At 68.2% G+C, this 21,610-nt stretch carries 20 protein-coding genes; 12 read left to right on the top strand and 8 right to left on the bottom strand.

Translation table 11 applies throughout. From position 1 onward, the window contains the following. Window position 1 precedes the first annotated feature (1 nt). Both RDU24_RS13110 and RDU24_RS13105 read right to left on the bottom strand, forming a co-directional pair. Window positions 2-889, bottom strand: a complete 888-nt coding sequence (locus tag RDU24_RS13110; RefSeq protein WP_308736222.1) for a YitT family protein — start codon at window positions 887-889, stop codon at window positions 2-4. A gap of 117 nt (window positions 890-1,006) precedes the next feature. Beyond that, a complete protein-coding gene (locus tag RDU24_RS13105) occupies window positions 1,007-1,330 on the bottom strand; it encodes a hypothetical protein (protein ID WP_308736221.1) in 324 nt (107 codons plus the stop codon). Between the two features lie 192 nt (window positions 1,331-1,522). Between RDU24_RS13105 and purD the strand changes: the two genes are divergently transcribed. Genes purD through RDU24_RS13085 form a run of 4 tightly spaced genes read left to right on the top strand, consistent with a single transcriptional unit; the run spans window position 1,523 to window position 6,051 of the window. Next, complete coding sequence (purD, locus tag RDU24_RS13100; RefSeq protein ID WP_308736220.1) at window positions 1,523-2,800, top strand: phosphoribosylamine--glycine ligase; 1,278 nt, start codon at window positions 1,523-1,525, stop codon at window positions 2,798-2,800. A 14-nt stretch (window positions 2,801-2,814) separates the two neighbouring features. Then, the gene (gene purE, locus RDU24_RS13095) at window positions 2,815-3,327 is read left to right on the top strand and encodes a 5-(carboxyamino)imidazole ribonucleotide mutase (protein WP_308736219.1); all 513 of its coding nucleotides are present in this window, start codon (window positions 2,815-2,817) and stop codon (window positions 3,325-3,327) included. Further along, window positions 3,305-4,348 carry a GTP 3',8-cyclase MoaA gene (moaA, locus tag RDU24_RS13090; RefSeq protein ID WP_308736218.1) on the top strand — a complete coding sequence of 348 codons (1,044 nt, stop codon included), beginning with the start codon at window positions 3,305-3,307 and terminating at the stop codon, window positions 4,346-4,348. Before purE ends, moaA begins: the two co-directional genes overlap by 23 nt. Before the next feature lie 50 nt (window positions 4,349-4,398). Then, complete coding sequence (locus RDU24_RS13085) at window positions 4,399-6,051, top strand: sensor domain-containing diguanylate cyclase (protein WP_308736217.1); 1,653 nt, start codon at window positions 4,399-4,401, stop codon at window positions 6,049-6,051. A 69-nt stretch (window positions 6,052-6,120) separates the two neighbouring features. Here RDU24_RS13085 and RDU24_RS13080 read toward each other — a convergent pair whose 3' ends face one another. Then, window positions 6,121-6,384 (bottom strand): hypothetical protein, encoded by a 264-nt coding sequence (locus tag RDU24_RS13080; protein WP_308736216.1) that lies wholly within the window; start codon window positions 6,382-6,384, stop codon window positions 6,121-6,123. Window positions 6,385-6,669: 285 nt separating this feature from the next. Between RDU24_RS13080 and RDU24_RS13075 the strand changes: the two genes are divergently transcribed. After that, window positions 6,670-7,068, top strand: coding sequence for a MucR family transcriptional regulator (locus RDU24_RS13075; RefSeq protein WP_308736215.1), 399 nt, complete (start codon window positions 6,670-6,672; stop codon window positions 7,066-7,068). Between the two features lie 67 nt (window positions 7,069-7,135). Here RDU24_RS13075 and pstA read toward each other — a convergent pair whose 3' ends face one another. From pstA to RDU24_RS13060, 3 genes are all read right to left on the bottom strand, one after another. Beyond that, window positions 7,136-7,954 (bottom strand): phosphate ABC transporter permease PstA, encoded by an 819-nt coding sequence (gene pstA, locus RDU24_RS13070; RefSeq protein ID WP_308736234.1) that lies wholly within the window; start codon window positions 7,952-7,954, stop codon window positions 7,136-7,138. Between the two features lie 118 nt (window positions 7,955-8,072). Beyond that, window positions 8,073-8,963 (bottom strand): phosphate ABC transporter permease subunit PstC, encoded by an 891-nt coding sequence (pstC, locus tag RDU24_RS13065; protein WP_308736214.1) that lies wholly within the window; start codon window positions 8,961-8,963, stop codon window positions 8,073-8,075. 117 nt (window positions 8,964-9,080) lie between these two features. Next, a complete protein-coding gene (locus RDU24_RS13060) occupies window positions 9,081-9,926 on the bottom strand; it encodes a PstS family phosphate ABC transporter substrate-binding protein (protein WP_308736213.1) in 846 nt (281 codons plus the stop codon). A gap of 221 nt (window positions 9,927-10,147) precedes the next feature. On the opposite strand from RDU24_RS13060, the gene RDU24_RS13055 reads away from it, so the two are divergent. The 7 genes from RDU24_RS13055 to RDU24_RS13025 all read left to right on the top strand — a co-directional run bounded on the left by RDU24_RS13055 (window position 10,148) and on the right by RDU24_RS13025 (window position 18,979). Beyond that, a complete protein-coding gene (locus RDU24_RS13055; RefSeq protein WP_308736212.1) occupies window positions 10,148-11,518 on the top strand; it encodes a protoporphyrinogen/coproporphyrinogen oxidase in 1,371 nt (456 codons plus the stop codon). Next, window positions 11,509-12,594: a M24 family metallopeptidase gene (locus RDU24_RS13050; RefSeq protein WP_308736211.1), complete on the top strand. Its 1,086-nt coding sequence runs from the start codon at window positions 11,509-11,511 to the stop codon at window positions 12,592-12,594. Before RDU24_RS13055 ends, RDU24_RS13050 begins: the two co-directional genes overlap by 10 nt. Window positions 12,595-12,870: 276 nt before the next feature. Then, on the top strand, window positions 12,871-13,785 hold the full coding sequence (gene era, locus RDU24_RS13045; protein ID WP_308736210.1) for a GTPase Era: 915 nt from the start codon (window positions 12,871-12,873) through the stop codon (window positions 13,783-13,785). A 180-nt stretch (window positions 13,786-13,965) separates the two neighbouring features. After that, complete coding sequence (locus RDU24_RS13040; RefSeq protein ID WP_308736209.1) at window positions 13,966-15,120, top strand: efflux RND transporter periplasmic adaptor subunit; 1,155 nt, start codon at window positions 13,966-13,968, stop codon at window positions 15,118-15,120. Continuing rightward, a complete protein-coding gene (locus RDU24_RS13035) occupies window positions 15,117-15,977 on the top strand; it encodes an ABC transporter ATP-binding protein (RefSeq protein ID WP_308736208.1) in 861 nt (286 codons plus the stop codon). The genes RDU24_RS13040 and RDU24_RS13035 overlap by 4 nt, the downstream gene beginning before the upstream one ends. Further along, window positions 15,946-17,034, top strand: a complete 1,089-nt coding sequence (locus tag RDU24_RS13030; RefSeq protein WP_308736207.1) for an elongator complex protein 3 — start codon at window positions 15,946-15,948, stop codon at window positions 17,032-17,034. Before RDU24_RS13035 ends, RDU24_RS13030 begins: the two co-directional genes overlap by 32 nt. Window positions 17,035-17,233: 199 nt before the next feature. Beyond that, a complete protein-coding gene (locus RDU24_RS13025; protein ID WP_308736206.1) occupies window positions 17,234-18,979 on the top strand; it encodes a phosphoenolpyruvate carboxykinase in 1,746 nt (581 codons plus the stop codon). Window positions 18,980-19,061: 82 nt separating this feature from the next. Here RDU24_RS13025 and RDU24_RS13020 read toward each other — a convergent pair whose 3' ends face one another. After that, window positions 19,062-21,008 (bottom strand): methyl-accepting chemotaxis protein, encoded by a 1,947-nt coding sequence (locus RDU24_RS13020; RefSeq protein WP_308736205.1) that lies wholly within the window; start codon window positions 21,006-21,008, stop codon window positions 19,062-19,064. Between the two features lie 264 nt (window positions 21,009-21,272). Further along, a complete protein-coding gene (locus RDU24_RS13015; RefSeq protein ID WP_308736204.1) occupies window positions 21,273-21,545 on the bottom strand; it encodes a hypothetical protein in 273 nt (90 codons plus the stop codon). Window positions 21,546-21,610 lie beyond the last annotated feature (65 nt).

The following is a 21,610-nucleotide window of genomic DNA, read 5'->3' as shown; positions in this document are numbered from 1 at the left end:
GTCAGTACACCTTCCTTTTGGAGAAGCCCTGGCCCAGGACGTGGAAGCCGGAGCCCATGATGGTGAACGCGTCGGGGTCGATGTTGTAGATCAACTCCTCCAGGCGTTTCATTTCCAGGTTGTTCAGCATGGTCAGGACCACCTTGCGGTCCTCGCCGCTCCAGCCGCCGCGCGCGTCGAGCACGGTGGCTCCGCGCCCCAGGGTGTGCAGCACCGCCTGCACGATGGCCTCCGGGTGCTGGGATATGACAAGCGCCATGCGCCGCTCGCTGAAGAGCGAGAGGCAGGCGTCGGCCACCCAGCTGACCAGGAAGTTCATGGCCACGGAATACAGCACGGCCTCGATCTTCAAAAAGGCCAGGCCCAGGGCGAAGACGATGAGGTTGAAGAAGAACTCGAAGCGCCCGATGGGCATGCTGTAGCGCTCGCGCACGATGACGGCCAGGATGTCCGCGCCGCCGGTGGACCCCAGCGACCGCAGCGCCACGCCGATGCCCGCGCCCAGGCTCACGCCGCAGGCGATGACCGCGAGCCACGGGTCCACCACGGGCAGCACGTAGGTGATGCGGTCGATGAACAGGCTGGTGGCGGCCATGCCGAACAGGCTGTAGAGCACGAAGCGGCGGCTCACCAGCTTGAGTCCCAGCAGCATGATGGGCACGTTGAGCAGGAAATACCAGATGCCGGGGTCCAGCGCCGGGAGCAGGTAATAGCACAGAAGCGCGAGGCCAGAGACCCCGCCGGTCAAGAGCCCGTGCGGCACGGCGACGGACTTCACGGCGAAGGCCACCAGGAGTGACCCCGCCGTGAGCAGCAGCAGGTTCCAGGGCACGGTGAAGAAGAAGCCCCGGAGGCTGGCGCGCGGGCTCAAGGCGTTTTCGTTCGTCATGGGCAGCACTGTAGAGGATTCACCCGCGCAGGGAAAGGGCTGCCCTGTTTGGGGGGCAATTCCATCTGGAGCCGCCGGGGGGTGGCGGTTCAAGAGGCGGCAGCGCTGGGAGCCCAGCTACATGGAGTGGAGCATGCGCGACACGCTCAGGCACTCGGAGTGGTAGGAGCACTCGCCCTGGTCGCAGTAGCCTTCCCCGGCCCTGCCGAAGCAGTCGAAATGGCCCTCGTTGCGCTGAGACAGGCGCACGGCCTCGACCCTGGCCAGCATGGCCTCCCGGCTGTTTTTCTTCTTCGCCGGAGCCTTGGCCTTTGCGGGAGTCTTCGCGACGGTTTTGGCCGGAACCTTGGCCACCGCCATTGTCGTGGCCTTTGCCGGAACCTTGGCCTTGGGGGCCGTCTTTGTTGAAGTCTTTCCTGTCGACGCCTTCATCATACTCATGGCTGACCTCCTTGAAATGGTGCATGGTACCTTGGCGATGGCGGAAATCACAAATTGCATAATAGGTCTTTGCCAAAGCAGCGCAAGCAAAATGTGCATCCAGTGCCAAAAATACGCATCCGGTGGCCGCCTTGCAAATTCGCGCCGATTTCACTAGACCTGTGGCACCAATCAACCCATCTGGAGCAGACCATGAACGTGCTTGTTGTGGGCTCCGGCGGCAGGGAACACGCCCTGTGCTGGAAGCTCAATGATTCCGCAAAAGTGGACCGCGTGTTCGCCGCGCCCGGCAACGGCGGCACCGCGCGGGAGGCCACCAACGTGGCCGTGAAGGACGACGACATCGACGGGCTCATCAAGCTGGCCAAGGCCGAAAAGGTCGGGCTGGTGGTGGTGGGGCCGGAGGCCCCGCTGGTCAAGGGCCTGGCCGACGCACTGGCCGCTGAGGGCATCCCCTGCTTCGGCCCCAGCGCCTACGCCGCCCAGCTTGAGGGCAGCAAGGCCTTCGCCAAGAACGTCATGCGCGCCGCCGGCGTGCCCACCGCCGCCTTCGGCGTGTTCGACGACGCCGAGGCCGCCCGGGCCTACGTGCGCGAGAAGGGCGCCCCGCTGGTGGTCAAGGCCGACGGCCTAGCGGCCGGAAAGGGCGTGGTGGTGGCCAGGACCGTCGAGGAGGCGCTTGGCGCCATCGACGACATGATGGTGGCGAAAAGTTTCGGCGCCGCGGGCGCCCGCGTGGTGGTGGAGGACGCCCTCGTCGGAGAGGAGGCGAGCTTCCTGGCCTTTTGCGATGGCGAGAACTACGCGCTTCTGCCCTCGGCCCAGGACCACAAGGCCGTGGGCGAGGGCGACACCGGCCCCAACACCGGCGGCATGGGCGCGTACAGCCCGGCCCCGGTGCTGCCCGAGGCCAAATACGCCGAGACCGCCGAGCTGTGCATCCGGCCCATTCTGCGCCACCTGGCCGCCGCGGGCCACCCCTTCAAGGGCGTGCTCTACGCCGGGCTCATGTTCACCAAGGACGGGCCCATGGTGCTGGAGTACAACGTGCGCTTCGGCGATCCCGAGTGCCAGCCGCTCCTGATGCGCCTGGACTCGGACCTGGTGGACATCATGTTCGCCTGCGCCGGGGGCAGCCTCAAGCCGGACATGGTTCGCGTCCGGCCGGAGACGGCCCTCTGCGTGGTGGTGGCCGCGCCGGGCTACCCCGGCAGCTACCCCAAGGGCATGGCCATTTCCGGGCTCGACGAAGCCGACAAGCTGCCCGGCGTGAAGGTTTTCCAGGCGGGCACCAAGGTGGACGGAGGCAAGACCGTCACCAGCGGCGGACGCGTGCTCGGCGTCACGGCCCTGGGGGCGACGCTGTCCGAGGCCAAGGCCAAGGCCTACGAGGCCGTCGCCAAGGTCGGTTTCGAGGGCTGTTATTTCCGCCGCGACATCGGCGACAAAGGCATCAATCGCACAAAGTAGCAAGGAGACGACACATGGCCAAGGTCGCCGTGTTCATGGGCAGCGCGTCCGATGAGGACCTGATGAAGCCCTGCGCCGAGATTCTGCACAAGCTCGGCATCGAGTATGTTTTCACCGTGTCGAGCGCGCACCGCACCCCGGAGCGCACGGAAGCCCTGGTCACCGAGCTTGAGGCCGGGGGCTGCCAGGTGTTCATCTGCGCGGCGGGCATGGCCGCGCACCTAGCCGGAGCAGTGGCCGCCCGCACCACCAAGCCCGTGCTCGGCGTGCCGCTTGCCGCCTCGCCGCTGGGCGGCATGGACGCGCTGCTGGCCACGGTGCAGATGCCGCCGGGCTTCCCCGTGGGCACCGTGGCGCTCGACAAGGCCGGGGCGCGCAACGCCGCCTGGCTGGCCGCCCAGATCCTGGCCCTGTCCGACCCCGCCCTGGCCGAGCGCCTGAAGGCTGAGCGGGCCGGGTTCATCGCCGCCGTGGAAAAGGCAGCGGCCAAGGTGGAGGCAGCCGATGCCGAACGCCGGGCCAAGTAGCCCCCCGGCTGGGGGCGAGGGCGCCGGGGGCCACCTCTCGGACACCAGGGGGCGCAGCGTCAGCTACCTGCGCCTCTCCGTCACCGACCGCTGCAACCTGCGCTGTCTCTACTGCGACAGCCGCATGCGCCAGTGGCTCAAGCACGATGAGGTGCTGCGCTACGAGGAGTTCCTGGACCTCATGGGCCTGGGCGTGCGCCTGGGCATCGGCAAGGTGCGCCTCACCGGCGGCGAGCCTTTTGCCCGCAAGGGCTTCATGGAGTTCCTGGAGGCCGCGCGCGAGCGCTTTCCCACGCTTGACCTGCGCCTGACCAGCAACGCCACGCTCATCGCGCCCTTCGCCACGCGCCTTGCCGCCGCTGGCGTCGCGCGCATCAACATCTCGCTTGACACGCTCAATCCCGCCACCTTCGCCCGGGTCACCGGGCAGGACCTCTACGCCGAGGTGCGCCGCGGCATCGACGCCTGCCTGGCCGCGGGCATCCGCGTGAAGCTGAACGCCGTGGCCATGCGCGGGGTCAACGACGGCGAACTGGCCGGATTCCTCGGCCTGGCGCGGGAGCTGCCCATCGACGTGCGCTTCATCGAATACATGCCCATGGGCGGCAGCGAGTGGAAGCCGGAGCAGGTCTGGCGCGCCACGGACATCCTGGCCGAGGCCAAGACCCTGGCCGGGCTGACCCCCGTGACGCGCGGCGGCGGCGATTCCGGTCCGGCGCAGATGTTCGCCATCGAGGGCGGGGCCGGGCGCTTCGGGCTCATCACGCCGCTCTCCAACCACTTCTGCGGGTCCTGCAACCGCCTGCGGATCACCAGCGGGGGCGTGCTGCGCACCTGCCTGTTCTCCGACAGGGTCTACCGCCTGCGCGGAGCCCTGCGCCACCCGAAGCTCGGCCTGGGGCACGTGGAGCGCATCCTGCGCCTGGCCAGCCAGGTCAAGCCCCTGGGGTTCGAGCTTCTGGCGGCGCGCCGGGCCGGGCAGGGGGTCTGCGGCACGGCCATGTCGGCCATCGGCGGCTGAAAACACGAGGCCACCCTTGCCAGCGGAAGGGGCATGCTTACATGTGTCCAATGGCAAGAATCTATCGCTCCTATAGCCTGGTGCAGAGGCTCCGGCTCATCCTCTGGGCCATGTTCCTGGTGCCGCTGCTGGTGGGCCTGGCCTTTTTCCTGCTGTACTCCAGCCAGGCCCTGCACCAGGAGACCCAGCGGGACCTGAAGGCCACGCTGGCCCTGCAGCAGCAGTTCATTGAATACTGGGTGAAGGAGCGCGCGAAGGACGTGGGCTATCTTGCGGCCGACCCCCGCGTGCTGCTCCTGCCCCCAGACAGCCTGCGCGACATGCTCACGGGCATGCTGGCCGCCACACCCGCCTTTGACGACCTGGTCTACGTGGGCGAAAATGGACGCACCAAAGCCGACCCCAAGCACCCCACCGGGGTGGACGTGTCGGACCGCGAGTATTTCCTGGCGGCCAAAAGGGGCCAGGGGTCCATCTCGAACGTCATCACCAGCCGCACCACCGGCGCCAAGATCATCGTGGTCGCCTCGCCGGTGATGGATTCCCGGGGCCAGTTCAAGGGGCTGGTCTTCGGATCCGTGCGCCTGGACACCCTGCTCGGCCTGCTGCAGGCCATGTACTCCGCCACCACCAGCCGCACGTTCCTCCTCGACGCCAAGGGGACCCTCCTGAGTCCGGCCAGCAACCCGGCCAAGCCCGACGCGCGCCCCCTGCGCAGCCTGCACGGCGGCGACGTGATCTACGACAGCGCCAAGGCCGGGACGCTGCCCTCCGGCATCTACCGCAACCGCGACGACGAGCGCGTGGTGGGCGTCTACCGCTGGATCCTGGACAACCGCTGGCTGCTGGTGGCCGAGAAGCCCGAGAGCGAGATCATGCGGCTGCACGCGGGCATTTTGGGCTTCCCGCTGCTGGGCGCGGCGCTGCTGTTCCTGGGCTTCGGCCCGGTGGCGCTCAGGCTGGCGCGCTCGCTCGAAGGCCCGGTGCGCCGCCTGGAGGAGCACTCCCGCAAGATCGAGGGCGGCGACTTCGACGTGCAGTGCGACCCGGAGCCGCACCTGGGCGACCCCGTGGAGATCAAGCGCCTCAATGTCGCCTATTGCCTCATGGTGGAGCGCGTGCGCGATACGCTGGACGCCCTGCGCCAGGCCAGCCTCACGGACCATCTGACCGGCTCGGCCAACCGCAAGCTCCTGTTTCAGGAAGGCCCGCGCCTCATCGACGCGGCCCTGCGGGCGGACATGCCGGTGAGCCTGCTCATGCTCGACCTTGACCACTTCAAGAGCGTCAACGACACCTACGGCCACGCGGCGGGCGATGCCGTGCTCGCGGCCTTTGCCGACCTGCTGGAGCACAAGGTGCGCCAGTCCGACATCTTCGCCAGGGTGGGCGGGGAGGAGTTTGCGGTGCTCGCGCCCAACGCGGGGAGCGAGGCCGTCTGCGAGCTGGCCGAGCGCATTCGGGCGGCCGTGGCCGAGCTGCCGGTGCCGGTGCCGACCTCGACCGGGGAGACCACGCTTTCGATTACCGTCAGCATCGGCGCGGCGACCTTGAGCCTGGAGCCCGGGGGGGAGCATCCGCACCTGCGCAACACGCTGGAGTCGCTCATGGCGGCGGCGGATGACGCGCTGTACCAGGCCAAGAAAAACGGCCGGAACAGGGTCGAGTCGCTTGCTCTGCTCCCTGCTCCGGCGCGTGGTTGATGTGAACGGCGGGTGATCGGTTGACGTGAGCTGTGGGCTTGACCAGTGGACGGCTGGGAGCGGGCGTTCTCAGTTGACGGGGGCGCCCTGTGCGCGGGCGCGGCCTTCCGGGTTTCTGCGCAGGCGCACCACCTGGGTGCTGAAGCTGCTCTGGCCCGGCATGCACGAAGGGCAGCCGTCGGAAACGATCATGCACTTTTCGTCCAGCGTTCCGGAATCAATTCCCGCCCAGGCCAGGATGTTCGTGGTGTCTCCCGGACTCCAAAGCACGGGTTGGCCGCAGCGCGCGCATTCCACGTAGAGCAGTTCGGGGTCGAAGCGCTTGGTGTCCATGTCGACCTCCCTGATGTCGTTGGTCCCTCTCCTCTGGCCTGCTTATCTCCTCCAAGTCAAACATAAGCTTCTTGGGATAATTCGCAACCCCATTTCCGAGGTGGGCCCCCGGCAAGTGGGGCGAGCATTCATTTCTGCGTATTTGCGTATATCTTCGTAAATATTATGTCGGATTGTAACTTTACATCTGCAAGCCGATTTCGTAATTAAAACACAGAGTCCGCCTCTGACCGCAAGCAGTGCCGTGCGGGCGGAAGCTGGAGAATTCCCCCCTAGGAGGCCGTAATGGATGATTTTTTGAAGGAAGCGCTCGATATCGTCAAAGCCCAGGCCACTGTGCGCACCATGACGGAGGACGAGATCCTCTCCATGGTGAAGGGCCTACAGAGTGGCATCCGGAAGATTGGCGCGGCCACCGGAGGAGACGAGGACGAGGCCGCCGCCGCCCCGCTCTCGGACCCCAAGAAGGCCATCCGCGAGAAGAGCATCGTTTGTCTTGAGAGCGGCAAGAGCTTCAAGGTGCTGACCAAGCGTCACCTGGCGAAGTTCGGGCTGACCCCGGACGAGTACCGCGCCAAGTGGGGCTACGCCAAGAAGACCCCGCTGGTGTGCAAGGAGCTGCAGCGCCAGCGCCGCAACAAGATGAAGGACATGAAGCTCTGGGAAAAGCGCATCAAGAAATAGCGCGCGAGTGCCGAGCGAAGCGAAAGGGGGCCTGTCGGCCCCCTTTTCTTTTGCCCTGGCGGGGGGCCTAGCGCTTGCCCCGGCGTTGCAGCCAGGCGCGCAGGAAGATGGCGAAGAGGTTCATGCCCAGCACGAGGCCTATGAGCACCAGCGCCGTGCCGTACTGGATGGGCCGGGTCTTCTCGATCTCCGTGCCCGCCGTGGCCAGCACGTAGATGTGGTAGGGCAGGGCCATGACGTCGGAGAACATCGAGCTGGGCATCTTGGGCGTGTAGAACACCGCCGCCGTGAACATGATGGCCGCGGTTTCGCCCGCGGCGCGGCTGATGCCGAGGATAGAGCCGGTGAGGATGCCCGGCAGCGCGCTTGGCAGCACCACGCGCCAGATGGTCTGCCACTTGGTGCCGCCAAGGGCCAGGGAGGCCTCGCGATAGGTGGCCGGAACGCTCTTCAGCGCCTCCTCCGTGGTGCCGATGATCACCGGCAGGCACAGCACGCCGAGCGTCAGCCAGCCCGCCAGGAGCGACACGCCAAGGTCGAGCACCGTGACGAACAGCCCCAGGCCGAACAGGCCGAACACCACCGAGGGCACGCCCGCCAGGTTGTTCACCCCCAGGCGGATGATGCGCATGAGCCTGCCCGGCTGGGCGTACTCGTGCAGGTAGATGGCGCTGGCCACGCCCAGCGGCAGGGCCACGGCCATGGCCCCCAGCGACAGCAGCACCGTGCCCACGATGCACGGCCAGATGCCGCCCTCGGTCATGTTGTTGCGCGGGACTTCAGTCAGAAAGCTCCAGGAGATGGACGACAGCCCGTTGACCAGCAAAAAGCCGATGATGACGGCCAGCGCCGCGGCCACGGTGAGGATGGCCCCGCGCAGCAGCATGAAGGCCAGCCACTGCTTGGTCTTGCGCACGCGGTCGCGGCCCGTGGTGACGGACAGGGAACGGCGCGGGGGCGTGGGCAGGGAGAGGGTCGCGTCAACGTTCATGTTTCGCCTCGCTTTACAGGCTGGCCGAGCCGGTCTGCTGGTGCTTGTGGGAGATGTAGTCCGCCAGGATGTTGAAGCTGAGCGTCACCAGGAAGAGCACCATGGCCGTGGCGAAGAGCGCGTGGTAGTGGTGGCCGCGAAACGGCGCCTCGGCCATTTCCGCCGCGATGCTCGCGGGCATGGGCCGCACCGGGCTCCACAGCGAGTCCGGGATCACCGCCGCGCCGCCCGCCACCATGAGCACCACCATGGTCTCGCCGATGGCCCGGCTCATGCCCAGGATCACCGCCGTGCCGATGCCGGAGAGCGAGGCCGGGATGGTGACGCGCAGAAGCGTTTCCAGGTGCGTGGCGCCCAGGGCGAAGCTGGCTTCCTTGAGGTCGCGCGGGACGGCGTAGATGGCGTCCTCGCTGACGCTGGCGATGGTGGGCACGCTCATGAAGGCCAGCATGAGCGCGGCGTTGGCCAGGTTCAGGCCCACGGGGATGTCGAAATAGTCCTGGAGGAACGGGGCCATGACCACCATGCCGAAGAAGCCGATGACCACCGAGGGCAGGCTCGCCAGCATCTCCACGACGGGCTTGACCACGGCGCGCACGCGGGGGCTGGCGATCTCGGCCAGGTACACGGCGGTCATGACGCCAAGGGGGATGGCCACCAGCGACGACAGGGCCGTCACCGAGGCGCTGGCGGCGATGAGCGGCAGGATGCCGTAGGCGGGGTTGGCCTCGTCCGTGGGGTACCAGTCCATGCCCGTCAGAAAGTCCTTCACGCTGACGAAGCCGAAGGCGGGCAGGCCCTCCATGAACAGGAAGACCATGATGAGCGCCAGCACTGCCAGCGAGGTCACGGCCGTGGCCATGAAGGCCCGTTTGATGAGGATTTCCCTGGTGCTGCGGCGCATGCGCGTCACTCCTGTGCTCTTGCGGTTCAACCCCTCCACCCAAGTCCGCGCGGGCCGGACTGGGTGGAGGGGTTCCAAGGGAGGAAGGCCGAAACTGTCTTGGCGCGGGGAAGACGCCTACTTCTTGCCCTTCTTGGCCGTCTTGCTGGACTTCAGGGGCACGTACTCCACCTGGGCCACGATCTTCTGGCCGGCGTCGGACAGGATGAAGTTCACGAGCCTGGCCACGTCTCCGGCGGGCTCGCCGTTGGAGTAGAGGTACAGCCCGCGCGAGATGGGGTAGGTGCCGTTCAGGGTGTTCTCCACGCTGCCCATGACGCCCTCGACGGTGAGGTCCTTCAGGCCGGGAGCCTTGGCGTAGGCCAGGCCCACGTAGCCGATGGCGTACTTGTTCTTGGCCACGGTCTGGGCCACGGCGCCGTTACTGGCCTGCATCAGGGCGCGGGCGAAAACGCGCTCCTTCTTCATAACGTGGTCGCCCCAGTACTCGAAGGTGCCGGAGGAGGAGTCGCGGGAGACGACGACGATCTGGCCGGGGGCGCCGCCCAAATCTTTCCAGTCCTTGACCTTGCCGGTGTAGATGTCCTTCAGCTGGGCCATGGTGATGTTCTTGACCGGGTTGGCGGCGTTGACCACCGGGATGATGCAGTCATAGGCGACCACGATCTGCTTGGGGCGCACGCCCTTGGCCTCGGCCTGCTTGATTTCGGATTCCTTCATCTCGCGGCTCATCATGGCCAGCGGGGAGCTGCCGTCGATGAGGGCCTTGGCGCCGTCGCCGGAGCCGGAGGCGGAGATGGACACGCTGACGTCCTTGTTCTTGGCCATGAAGGCCTCGACGGCCTTCTGCATGATGGGCTGGACCGTGGTGGAGCCCTTGACCGGGAGATCGCCGGCGAAGGAGACGGCGGCCAGGCCGAGCACGGCCAGGGCGCTGAGGGCTGCGGAAAGAAGACGTTTCATGGATGAACCTCCGAAAGGGTTGATGTTCACGTTTGTACGAGGCATGATCTACCCACGCCGTGTGACGGTTGTGTGACGGCCGGGAGAAAGGTGGGTGACGCGAAAGGCGCAAGCCGTCAGGCCGAGATTCCGGCATGATCCGTGATAGGACACCTGTGCGTGGTGCGCAAGCGGCAATTTTGACCGCCGCCAAATTCGCGCGCCGCCTCAAGGGGATTTCCATGCAGGTCGACTATGCCATCATCGGGGCCGGTCCAACGGGCCTGGGGGCCGCGCGCAGGCTGGCGGAGCTTGGCGCGCAAAACTTCGTGGTGCTGGAAAAAAATGCCCACCCCGGCGGCCTGGCCGCCAGCTTCAAGGATCCCCAGGGCTACACCTGGGACATCGGCGGGCACGTGGTGTTCTCGCACTACGAGTATTTCGACAAGCTGCTCGACGAGCTGCTCGGCGCGGACCAGCTGCGGCATGAGCGCCGGGCCTACATCCGCGCGCGCGGGGCCTGGGTGCCCTATCCCTTCCAGAACAACATCCGCCACCTGCCCAAGCCCGTCCGCTGGGAGTGCGTGTGCGGGCTGCTGCCCGGCAAGCGCCCGGAGGCCCAGCCCAGGAACTTTCACGAGTGGATCCACTGCGTGTTCGGCGAGGGCATCGGCAACGTGTTCTTGTGGCCCTACAACTACAAGGTCTGGGCCATCCCGCCCGAGCGCATGTCGGCCTCCTGGGTGGGCGAGCGCGTCAGCATCGTGGGCCTGGAGGGCGTGCTCAAGAACATCATCCTGGAGCTCGACGAAGTGGGCTGGGGGCCGAACAACGCCTTCGCGTTCCCCTCGCAGGGCGGCACCGGCGAGATCTTCCGGCGCATGGCGGCCAAGCTCTCCGGCCGCATCCGCTACGGCGACCCCGTGGCCTCCATCGACGCGGCGAACAAGACCCTGACCACTGCCTCGGGCGAGAAGATCGTCTACGGCGCGCTGCTGAACACCGGCCCGCTGGACCTGCTGATTCGCAATCAGCTGCTGACCCCGCCGGACGACTGCGTGGAGGCCGCCGGGCTCTTGAAGCACAACGGGGTGTTTGTGGCGGGCGTGGGCGTGGGCGAGCGGCCCCTGCACGAGGGCAAACGCGACAAGCGCTGCTGGATGTACTTCCCGGAGGACGACTGCCCGTTCTACCGCGTGACGAATTTTCACAACTACGCGCCCGCGAATGTCCCGGACTCCGACGAGCGCAAGGCCGCGTTCCTGTGCGAGACCAGCTTCTCCGAGCACAAGCGGGAGGACCTCGCCACGCTCATGGGGCGCACCATCGACGGCCTGGGCAACGTGGAGCTTCTGCCAGCCTCGGCCAAGGGCAGGATCGAGAGCCGGTTCGAGCTCTCGGTGGACTACGGCTACCCGGTGCCCTGCCTGGAGCGCGACCTGGCCCTGCGCACGCTCCAGCCCTGGCTTGAGGCCAGGGACATTTACTCCCGCGGGCGTTTTGGCGGCTGGAAGTACGAAGTTGGTAACATGGACCACAGCGTCATGCAGGGCGTGGAATGGGCCGAGCGCATGATGCTCCAACAACCGGAGAAGACCTACACGTGGAAGTGAACGCCGCCGACCGCATCCTGTTCGAGAACCGCCGCGAGCGCCTCAAGGCGCTGTTGACCGCCGAGGGCGTGCCTGCCCTGCTGGTGAGCTATCCCGCCAACCGCTTCTACCTCTCCGGGTTCGAGCTGCACGACTCCCAGTGCAACGAGTCCGTGGGCTGGCTGGTGGTCATCGCCAGCGGCCGCGACGCCCTGTTCACCGACGCGCGCTTCACCGACGCGGCCTTGCGCCTGTGGCCCGGCGAAGACCTGTGCATCTACAGCGCGGGCAAGCACGCGATGATGGCCGAGTTCCTCAAGGGGCGCGGCGTCACCAGCCTGGGCTACGATCCCAAGGCCGTCAGCGTGTACGACCACGACGCCCTGCGCGAACATTTCGAGCTGGCCCCGGCTGGCGGGCTGGTGGAGCGCCTGCGGTTCATCAAGGAGCCCGGCGAGGTCGAGCTGCTGCGCGCGGCCTGCGGGCTGAACCACCGCATCATGCGGGCCTTGCCCGACGTGCTCCAGCCCGGCGTCACCGAGATCGAGGCGGCCTGGGCCATCGAGCGCATGTTTCGCGAGGCCGGGGCCGAGGGCATGAGCTTCCCGTCCATCGTGGGCGTGGACAGAAACGCAGCCCTGCCCCACGCCATCCCGGGCGAAACCAAGATCACCAGGGACTGCCTGGTGCTGGTGGACACCGGCTGCCGCCTGAACGGCTACTGCTCGGACCAGACGCGCACCTTCTGGGTGGGCCGCGAGCCCGGCGAACGCTTCCAGGAGACCAAGCGCCTGGTCGTCAACGCGCAGAAGGCGGCCATGGAGGTCATCAAGCCCGGCGCGATGATCGCCGAGGCCTATCACGCCGCGCGCAGAGTCTTCGAGGACGCGGGCGTGGCCGAGCTGTTCACGCACTCCCTGGGCCACGGCATCGGCCTGGAGACCCACGAAGGACCGAGCCTGGGCCCCCGCACCGAGGGCGAGTTCAAGCCCGGCATGGTGGTCACGGTGGAGCCCGGCCTGTACGACGCGGCCTGGGGCGGCGTGCGCTGGGAGTACATGGTGGTGGTGACCGAGGAGGGCTGCAAGGCCCTGTAGGGACGTGGGCAGGCAGAGGTGATGCAACACCCTGGCGGTGCCGCTTGCCCGTGAAGCCCCGAAGGGGGCCGCCCCTTTCCTCGCCAGGGAAACAAAATTCATCTTTTGGAAACAGGCCCAAGAAGGGAGAGTCTGCAAGGCCCGCGCGCCCGCCGGGAAACGCGGCCCGGCCTGCGTCGACGGCTGCGCAAAGCTCTGCTATCATCAATGCCGCGCCAGAAGAACACGCGCAGCCCCCGCTGCGGCAACATACTGTAATCACACCAAGGATTTTGCATGACCACCGACCATCGCTTTGGCCACGTGGCCCTCATGGGGCCGCCCAACGCCGGCAAGAGCACGCTCTTGAACAACATCCTGGGGCAGAAGCTGGCCATCGTGTCGCCCAAGCCGCAGACCACGAGAAACGCCATCAGCGGCATCCTGACCAACGACGCGGCCCAGGTGGTGTTCCTCGACACCCCGGGCGTGCACCGCATGGCCGGGCGCATGAACCGCCTGCTGCTGGAGGCCGCCTGGGGCGCCCTGCACCAGGCCGACGCCGTGGTGCTCATCCTCGACGCCGAACTCTACACCAAGAAGCCGCACCTCTTTGACCGCGAGATCAAGCCCCTGGCCGATCCCGTGCAGCGCGTGCAGCGCCCGCTGTTCATCGCCGTGAACAAGACCGACCGCGTGCGCCCCAAGGAGAAGCTGCTGCCCTTCCTCATGCGCGTGGGCCAGAGCTTCCCCGGCGCGGAGATCTTCCCGCTGTCCGCGGCCACGGGCGACGGCGTGGACACCCTGCTCTCCGAGCTCATCAAGGTCCTGCCCGCGGGCGAGGCCCTGTACCCCGAGGACCAGCTCTCCACCGCCTCCCTGCGCTTCCTGGCGGCGGAGACCATCCGCGAGAAGCTGTTCCTGGAGCTGGAGCAGGAGCTGCCGTACAACACCATCGTGGAGATCGAGCAGTGGGAGGAGCCGGAGGAAGGCCCCGTGCGCATCAACGCCGCCATCCACGTGGCCCGGGCCGGGCACAAGGGCATGGTCATCGGCAAGGGCGGCCAGCTTCTGAAGAAGATCGGCACGGCGGCGCGCATCGAGCTGGAAGTGATGCTGGAGCGCCAGGTGCACCTGGAGCTCTGGGTGCGCGTGCGCGAGGACTGGACCGAGGACACCTCGTTCCTGCGCGAGATGGGCCTGGGCGAGTAGAAGAGGAAGAATTTTCGGGGGGATGATTCCCCCCAGCCCCCCTCGTTTGGCGGCGGAGTGCGGGGTGGGGACCGCCTCGCACTCCGCCGCGAACAAATGGGGTGTCCAGAGGGCCTCAGGCCCTTTGGCGGGGTCCAGGGGCGGAGCCCCAGGCCACCGTAGGCACACAGGACAACCGACATGACACGAAAGAAGCTTCTGTACCTGGCGCTGGCGCTGCTCTTGGCGGCTGGCGGCGCGTACTACTACAAGAAGGGCCGCTCCACGGGCGCCACCAGGGTGCTGGCCACGACCGTGGTGGCGCGTGGCGACGTGCGCCGCGTGCTGGAGGCCACGGGCATCATCAAGGCCCAGGTGGGCGCCAGCGTCAAGATCGGCGCGCGGGCCACGGGCACCATCTCGCGCATCTACGTGCGCGTGGGCGACCCGGTGAAGAAGGGCCAGGTGGTGGCCGAGATCGACGCGCGCGAGCTTCAGGCCCAGCGCCAGGAGGCCGCCGCCCGCCTGCGCCTGGCCGAGGCCAAGGCCGAGTTCGCCGCCAAGACCCTGCCGCGCAACGAGGCCCTGACCACCCAGGGCATGCAGGCCCAGAGCATCCTCGACGAGACCCGCCAGAACTACAAGGTCGCCCGGGCCGACGCCGCCGCCGCGCGCGCCGCCCTGGCCACGCTTGATGTGCGCATCTCCTACACCCGCATCGTCAGCCCCATCGACGGCGTGGTCTCCCAGGTCACGGCCCAGGAGGGCGAGACCATCGTGGCGGGCCTGCAGGTGGCCAACCTCGTCACCGTGCTCGACCCCGCGCGGCTGGAGATGTGGATCTACGTGGACGAGACCGACGTGGGCCGCGTGAAGACCGGCCTGCCCGTGGAGTTCCGCGTGGACTCCCAGCCGGACAAGACCTTCAGCGGCAGGCTCGACCGCGTGTACCCCGAGCCCGAGATCCGCGACAACATCGTCTACTACAAGGCGCTGGTCACCGTGGACCGCGAGCAGGCCCTGCTGCTGCGGCCCGAGATGACCACCCAGTGCAGCGTGGTGGTGGACACCCGCCAAAACGTGCTCACCGTGCCCAACCAGGCCCTCAAGTGGGTGGGCGGCACCCAGACCGTGTTCGTGGTGGACAAGGCCGCGCCCGGTGGCGTGCGCCCGGTGGCGGCCAAGCTCGGCCTGCCCGGCCTGGACAAGAGCGAGGTGCTGGAGGGCCTGAATGAGGGCGACGAGGTGGCCACGCAGATCGTGCTCTCCGGCCAGGAGAAGCCCGCCGAGGCCGCTCCCGGCGTGGGCCAGGGCGCCAAGCCAAAGCCCGCCAAGGCCTCCAAGAAGGGCGGATGAGCGTGTCCGGCGAAAGCGTCATCGAGCTCTCCGGCATCCGCAAGGTGTTCCGGCAGGTGCTGGCCCCGCAGGAGCGCCAGGGCGTCATGGCCCGGCTGTTCTCGCGCGGGAAGCCCCAGCCCGCGCCGCAGCCCGGAGTGGGGGCGAACGGCCTTGCCAACGGGGCTGACGTGGTCGAAGGGGGCGTCGAGGTCCTCTCGGACATCAACCTGACCATCCGGCGCGGCGAGTTCGTTGCGCTGCAGGGCACGTCGGGCTCGGGCAAGAGCACGCTGCTGCACCTGCTCGGCCTGCTCGACCAGCCCACCGCCGGGACGTACCGGCTCCTCGGGCGCGACGTGTCCGGCCTGGCCGACGAGGAACTCTCGCACCTGCGCAACACCACGCTGGGCTTCGTGTTCCAGAGCTTCTACCTGGTGCCCTACGCCACGGCCCTGGAGAACGTGCTGCTGCCGGGCATGTATTCCGGCGCGCCGCCCGCGGCCCTGCGCGAACGGGCGCTCTCGCTGCTGGACCGCGTGGGCCTGGCCGACCGCGTGCACTTCAAGCCCGCCAACCTCTCCGGCGGGCAGCAGCAGCGCGTGGCCATGGCCCGGGCGCTGCTGAACGAGCCCGAGCTGATCCTGGCCGACGAGCCCACGGGCCAGCTGGATACCGCCACCAGCCAGGAGATCATGCGCCTGTTCGCCCAGGTCAACGAGAGCGGCACCAGCATCGTGCTCGTGACACACGACGAGGCCGTGGCCCGCAAGGCCCAGCGCATCATCCGCCTGGCCGATGGGCGCATTGTCAGCGACGAACCCGCCCACAACGAGCCCGCCCACGATGAGACTGGTCCCGGCGAAGCCGACGCCTAGCCGCCCGGACATGGCCGCCCGCTTCGCCCATCCCGAGCCTTCGCGCCAGCCCCGGCCGCCAGTCTTTCCCGTGTTCCTGCCCCAGGCCGGCTGCCCCGGCTGCTGCCTCTACTGCAACCAGCCCGCCCAGACCGGCCAGGCGCTCCTTTCCGCGACGGACGCCCCGCTTTCCGACGTGCTGGCCCGCGCCCGCGCCGATGTTTTGGCCCGGCCCGAGGCCGCAGGCCCGGTGGAGCTGGCCTTTTACGGCGGCACCTTCACGGCCCTGCCCGCGCCCTGGCCGGAGCGCTTCCTCGACCTCGCGGCGGAGCTGCGGGCCTTGGGACGCGTGTGCCGGGTGCGCTGCTCCACGCGGCCCGACGCCGTGACCCCGGCCTTGCTGGCCGACCTGCGCGCGCGCGGGCTCGACCTTGTGGAGCTGGGGGTGCAGAGCTTTCAGGACGCGGCGCTTGCGGCCTCCCGCCGGGGCTACGACGGGGCCACGGCCCTTGGCGCCTGCCGGATGGTGGCGGAGGCGGGCTTCAGCCTGGGCGTCCAGCTCCTGCCGGGCCTGCCGGGCATGTCCGGGCCGGAGGGGGTGGAGGACTTCGCCCGCGATGTGGCCGCGGTGGCGGGCCTCGCGCCGGGGGGCGCGCCCGAGCTTGTGCGGCTGTACCCCTGCCTGGTGCTGGAGGGCACGGGCCTGGCCGAGCTTTGGCGCGCCGGGGCGTATGCGCCCTGGGAACTCCCGGCCACCGTCGACGCCCTGGCGAGGGCGCTCCTCACGCTCTGGGGGGCGGGAGTGCCAGCGGCGCGCGTGGGCCTGGTCGAGCAGGCGGGCTTGCGCATTCTGGCCGGGCCGAGGCACCCCGCCCTGGGGCAGATGGCCCGCGCCCGCGCGTTGTTCCTGCACGTGAGCGGCCTCCGCGCCACGCTCCCCGCGCCCGCCCGGACGCTCTTCGTCCCGCCGCGCTGGCAGGGCGAGGTGCTGGGCCAGGGCAACGAATTGGCGAAAGACTACGCCGGGCTGGGGCTCAAGGTGGAGCTGTGGGCGGAGGCCGAATTCGGGCTGGGATGAGGGGCCGCGCCGCCAAGGCTTCTTCAGGGAGCAATCCGAGGGGAAACACATCCGCGGGAACTCTTCCGTTGACCGCCCCCACGGCCATGATTTATGGTAGGAGTTGACGGCGGACACCCTTGCGCTTGGAAAGGAGCGGGGGCAGGCCCGCCGCATATCCTTCCGCGCACCGCGCGGCACTTTTTTGGAGGCCCACCGGATGTCCAGCCAGTCGAGCTACGAGTTCTACGGTCCCGACCTGTCTAAAATGCCCCCCCTGCGCGCCCTTGCCGAAACGCTCATCCTCGATCCCCGCGTGCGCCTGGTCAGCGCGGCCGAGGCCTACGAGCTCGCCAAGGCCCAGCACGACGTGGCCGTCACCGACATGCCCGTGTACCCCCCGGCCGCCAAGCGCCTGGGCCTGCCCAAGGGCGCCAAGGTGCTGAACAACTGCCATGGCCGCATCGTGGGCCGTAGCGCCAACGCCAGGCGCTTCTACAACGCCCTCACCCCCACCGAGCAGCAGAAGGTCCTGGGCGACATCCGCGAGGCCATGTTCGACTTCCAGAAGCGTCCGCTCATCAAGGCCCACGCCATCCTCGGCCTGGACAAGGACCTCATGATCCGCGCCACCCTGGTGGCCGGAGAGGACGACGCCGTCAACGTGTTCAACTGGCTGGCCAACTTCACCCCGTACGACGAGCTGGCCAAGGAATACGAGAAGAGCCCCAAGCTGCCCATCCAGGACATCCTCATCATCGGCGACAACCTGTGGAACAACCCCGACCCGTTCTACAACAACCACGGCGGGCCGCAGCTGGCCCTGGTGGACGAGACCGCCAACGTCATCTTCAACCTGGGCATGCGCTACTTCGGCGAGCGCAAGAAGGGCACGCTCACCCTGGCCTGGACCTCGGGCATGCGCCTGGGCATGGCCGCCTGCCACGGCGGCATCAAGGAGATCGACTTCTCCGGCTGCAAGGACAAGGCGGCCAAGGCCGTGGGCAAGCGCTCCATCGCCTTCTTCGGACTTTCCGGCACGGGCAAGAGCTCGCACACCAACAGCGCCGACAACGGCGGCACCCTGCCCGAGGGCTTCAAGAAGGTGGTGCTGCACGACGACGCCTTCCAGATCGACTGCGAGGAGAAGGTCTGCCGCGTGTGGGAGCCCACGCTCTTCGACAAGACCGACTCGCGCCCGCTCGGCTCAGACGACTGGCGCTACATCATTTCGGTCATGAACCACGGGCTCATCGAGGTGGACGGCAAGGTTCTGCCGCTGGGCCAGGACCTGCGCAACTCCAACGGCCGCGCCCTGTTCGACCGCGACCTGCTCGGCGCGTACGTGAACCGCTGCGGCTTCCCGGACATCATCTGCTGGCTCATGAAGGACTCCTGCCTGCCGCCGCTCATGCGCTTCGACGATCCGTCCCTGGCCGTGGCCATGGGCGCGAGCCTCATGACCCGGCGCAACCGGGCCGAGAACGTGCCCGAGGAGGAGTTGCAGAAGCTGGTGTTCATGCCCTACGCCAACCCCTTCCGGGTGTACGAGCTGTGGCGCGACGTGCAGGCCTTCACCAAGGTCTTCCACCAGGGGGCCGTGGGCTACTGCTTCAACTCCAGCGGGTTCTGGAAGTCGTCGGACCTGGACCTGCGGGCCATCCCGCTCAAGACCTCGCTGACGCTGCAGACCGCGCTTCTGCTCGACAAGCTCCAGTGGGAGAAGCTGGACCTGCTGCCCGGCGCGCAGATTCCCACCCGCGCCAGCGTGGAGGCCATCCTGCCCGACTACTACGACGCCTACCACCCGGACAACGTGGAGAACCGCGCGGCGTATATCGCCACCGTGCAGAGCCGCTTCCGCCAGCGCATGATGTTCCTGCAGTCGAGCGACCTGCACGACAAGCCGAGCCTGCTGCTCTCGCTCATCAACTCGCTGCGCGTGAACAACGGCGAAGCCGAGTAGCTTAACGCTCCGATACAAACGGCAACGGGCGGCCTCTCCACAACTGGAGGGGCCGCCCGGTTCGTTTGGTGGCGATGAAGCGCTAGGCGGCGGGCCGCAGCAGCTCCATCCTGTGCGGGAGCTCGTTGTCACCCGCGTCCTCGCCCGCGTCGGCGCGGATGTCGTCGACAATGCCCGCGAGGTTGTGCGCCTGCTGGGCCAGCTCGCTCACGGCCCGGGCGCTTTCCTCCATGACCCGGCTCGTCTCCTCGCTGATGCGCCGCATGTCCTCCACGGACTGGCTCACCTCGCGCCCGGACTGGGCCTGCTCGCGCGCGGACTGGGCGATGCCGCGCACCTCCCCGGCGGCGCGGGAGGCCAGGTCCACGATCTCCGCCAGAGCGCTGGCCGAGGCTCCGGCCTGTTCGGTGGCCTCGTCCACGGCCTTGCCCGCCAGCTCCACCTGCGTGAGGCTGCCGCCGGTCTCCTGCTGGATGCCCCGGATGGCCTCGTCCACCTGCTTGGTGGCGGCCTGGGTCTTCTCGGCCAGCTTGCGGACCTCGTCGGCCACCACGGCGAACCCGCGCCCGGCGTCGCCCGCCCGCGCGGCCTCGATGGCGGCGTTCAGGGCCAGCAGGTTGGTCTGGTCGGCGATGTCGTCAATGACGGAGATGATGCGGCCGATGTCCTCGCTCCTGGCGCGCAGGGCGTCCATGCTCCCGCGCAGGACGGCGGCGCGCTCCTGCACCGCGGCCACGTCGCGGGTCACCAGCTCCACGGCCTCGGCGCCGGTGAGGGCCTTGTCGCGGGCCGCGTCGGCGGTGGTGGCGGCGCTGGCGGCCCCGGCGTCGGTGCCGGAAACGGAGGCGATGAGCCGCTCCATGTCCGTGGCCGTGCGGATGGACAGGCGCGACTGCTCCTCGGCTCCGCGCGCGCTCTGTTCCACCTGGGCGGCCAGCTGCTGCGAGGCCGAGCCCAGGCGCTCCACCACCTGACCCATGCGCGAGGCCGCCTGGCGCATGCCCTCGCGGCGCGAGAGCTCGGCGCGCAGGCCCGCCTGCCTGGCCTCTTCCACGGCCTGGCGGGCGTGCTCGGCCTCTGCCGCGGCCTCTTGCCCGCGCTCCTCGGCCAGGGCGATCTCCTTCTGCAGCGCCAGCACCATGATCCGCAGGGCGTCGGCCATTTTCCCGATCTCGTCACGGCGCTTGACCGTGAGCTCGGCGGAGAGGTCGCCCGCGGCCACGCGCTCGGCAAAGTCCAGGGTCTTCTTCAGGGGGCGGCTGATGTTGCGCGTCACGTGCAGGCCGAAGCCTGCGGACGTCAGCAGGGCCAGGGCCGAGGCCGCGAGCAGCAGCAGCCGGTCGCGCCTGGCCTGGGGCAGGGCCTGGGCCACAAAGGCGTTCGCCTCGTCGCGCTCCCGGGCCTGCATGGCGTCCAGCGCGGCCTCCACGCGCAGCAGGGACTCCCTGGCTTCGCGCATGGACAGGGCCATGGCGCCCATGCGCATGTCCGAGGCCAAGAACTCCAGCACCTTGTCGTGGCGCTTCAGCCAGGAGTCCCAGGCGTCCTTCAGCTCCAGCCAGGCCGGGTCGCCCGCCACGGGTGCTCCCGCCTGGGGAGCGGCGGTTTGTGCATCGCCAGTATGGGAATCGGGGGTATCTGCGGGGGTGGCGCCCGCCTGGAAGACGGGCTGCGGTTCGGCCTTGGCTTTCGTCTCGGCGCGTGTCTGCGGCAGGGCCTCGTAGGCCGCGAAGGCCGCCCGGGCCAGAGCCCGGTACTTCTCCATGAGCTTGTTCTGGCGGGCTATTTCCGCAGGGTTTTCGGAGGTCTCCTCGATGAGCAGGGTGCGCTCCGCGCGCTGGATGGCGGTTAGGGCATTGCGCAGGGTGGCGAGCGCCTCCAGCGCGGGCATGTGGTGCCTGGCCATTTCGGCCAGGGCGGACTCTGTGCGCAGTAGGCCCAGGTAGCCCCCGGCGGTGATGGCCAGGGTCAGGGCCGAGGCGGCGGCGAGTCCCAGGGCGATTTTGCCCCAGACAGGGATGTTGCGCATGGCGTTGTGCTCCGGGTGGGAGTTTCCGGCGGGTGGTGTCCCGCCTGGAGACTCGGCTTAGCCCGGCGCGCAGGCAAAAGGGTGGCTGGCTGGTGAAAGGTTCGTGACGGCTTGGTGACGGCGGCGGGACTTCGCGCGCTTGCGCCCCTGGGCCGGGGCGAAACAAAGGGCGGCCTCTCCACGGCAGGGGGGGCCGCCCGTCACTGTGCGGGGTAAAGACCGGGGCCGACGCCGGGGTGTGCGCCGGTCCGGGCCGCTCGAGGCTTACGCGCTCAGGGTGGTGCCGATGCTGGTGCCCATGGCCAGGGTGGCCACCAGGCACATGCCGCGTTTCAGGGCCACGGAGAAGGCGTCGTCCTTGCTGCAGCATTTCTCATCGATGGTCACGATGTCGATGGCGCTGCCAGGATGGTGTTTCCGGGCCGACAGCTCGGGGACATAGGTGCCGTCGCTGTTGAGGTAGGCATATGGCCGCAGCTCCCATCCGTTGTGCAGTTCAACCTTGCCGGTGTACATTCTCTTGCGTTGCGTGTTCATGGTAGCCCCCCGAAATTAAGTCGTTTCTTTTGCTCAACAGAGAAATATATACAGACTTTTCTAGG

Source organism: Humidesulfovibrio sp. (assembly GCF_031082295.1).
In the GTDB taxonomy this organism is placed as follows: domain Bacteria; phylum Desulfobacterota; class Desulfovibrionia; order Desulfovibrionales; family Desulfovibrionaceae; genus Humidesulfovibrio.
This window is presented reverse-complemented; position numbering and strand designations above follow the sequence as displayed.

What these genes read in the sequence shown, in the direction of transcription:
- RDU24_RS13040 (WP_308736209.1), top strand. Translation starts at nt 13,966, where the DNA reads ATGACACGAAAGAAGCTTCTGTACCTGGCGCTGGCGCTGCTCTTGGCG.
- pstA (WP_308736234.1), bottom strand. Translation starts at nt 7,954, where the DNA reads ATGCTGCTGCGCGGGGCCATCCTCACCGTGGCCGCGGCGCTGGCCGTC.
- era (WP_308736210.1), top strand. Translation starts at nt 12,871, where the DNA reads ATGACCACCGACCATCGCTTTGGCCACGTGGCCCTCATGGGGCCGCCC.
- RDU24_RS13015 (WP_308736204.1), bottom strand. Translation starts at nt 21,545, where the DNA reads ATGAACACGCAACGCAAGAGAATGTACACCGGCAAGGTTGAACTGCAC.
- RDU24_RS13105 (WP_308736221.1), bottom strand. Translation starts at nt 1,330, where the DNA reads ATGAGTATGATGAAGGCGTCGACAGGAAAGACTTCAACAAAGACGGCC.
- RDU24_RS13080 (WP_308736216.1), bottom strand. Translation starts at nt 6,384, where the DNA reads ATGGACACCAAGCGCTTCGACCCCGAACTGCTCTACGTGGAATGCGCG.
- purD (WP_308736220.1), top strand. Translation starts at nt 1,523, where the DNA reads ATGAACGTGCTTGTTGTGGGCTCCGGCGGCAGGGAACACGCCCTGTGC.
- RDU24_RS13025 (WP_308736206.1), top strand. Translation starts at nt 17,234, where the DNA reads ATGTCCAGCCAGTCGAGCTACGAGTTCTACGGTCCCGACCTGTCTAAA.
- RDU24_RS13020 (WP_308736205.1), bottom strand. Translation starts at nt 21,008, where the DNA reads ATGCGCAACATCCCTGTCTGGGGCAAAATCGCCCTGGGACTCGCCGCC.
- purE (WP_308736219.1), top strand. Translation starts at nt 2,815, where the DNA reads ATGGCCAAGGTCGCCGTGTTCATGGGCAGCGCGTCCGATGAGGACCTG.
- RDU24_RS13085 (WP_308736217.1), top strand. Translation starts at nt 4,399, where the DNA reads ATGGCAAGAATCTATCGCTCCTATAGCCTGGTGCAGAGGCTCCGGCTC.
- pstC (WP_308736214.1), bottom strand. Translation starts at nt 8,963, where the DNA reads ATGCGCCGCAGCACCAGGGAAATCCTCATCAAACGGGCCTTCATGGCC.
- RDU24_RS13030 (WP_308736207.1), top strand. Translation starts at nt 15,946, where the DNA reads ATGAGACTGGTCCCGGCGAAGCCGACGCCTAGCCGCCCGGACATGGCC.
- RDU24_RS13035 (WP_308736208.1), top strand. Translation starts at nt 15,117, where the DNA reads ATGAGCGTGTCCGGCGAAAGCGTCATCGAGCTCTCCGGCATCCGCAAG.
- RDU24_RS13060 (WP_308736213.1), bottom strand. Translation starts at nt 9,926, where the DNA reads ATGAAACGTCTTCTTTCCGCAGCCCTCAGCGCCCTGGCCGTGCTCGGC.
- moaA (WP_308736218.1), top strand. Translation starts at nt 3,305, where the DNA reads ATGCCGAACGCCGGGCCAAGTAGCCCCCCGGCTGGGGGCGAGGGCGCC.
- RDU24_RS13110 (WP_308736222.1), bottom strand. Translation starts at nt 889, where the DNA reads ATGACGAACGAAAACGCCTTGAGCCCGCGCGCCAGCCTCCGGGGCTTC.
- RDU24_RS13075 (WP_308736215.1), top strand. Translation starts at nt 6,670, where the DNA reads ATGGATGATTTTTTGAAGGAAGCGCTCGATATCGTCAAAGCCCAGGCC.
- RDU24_RS13055 (WP_308736212.1), top strand. Translation starts at nt 10,148, where the DNA reads ATGCAGGTCGACTATGCCATCATCGGGGCCGGTCCAACGGGCCTGGGG.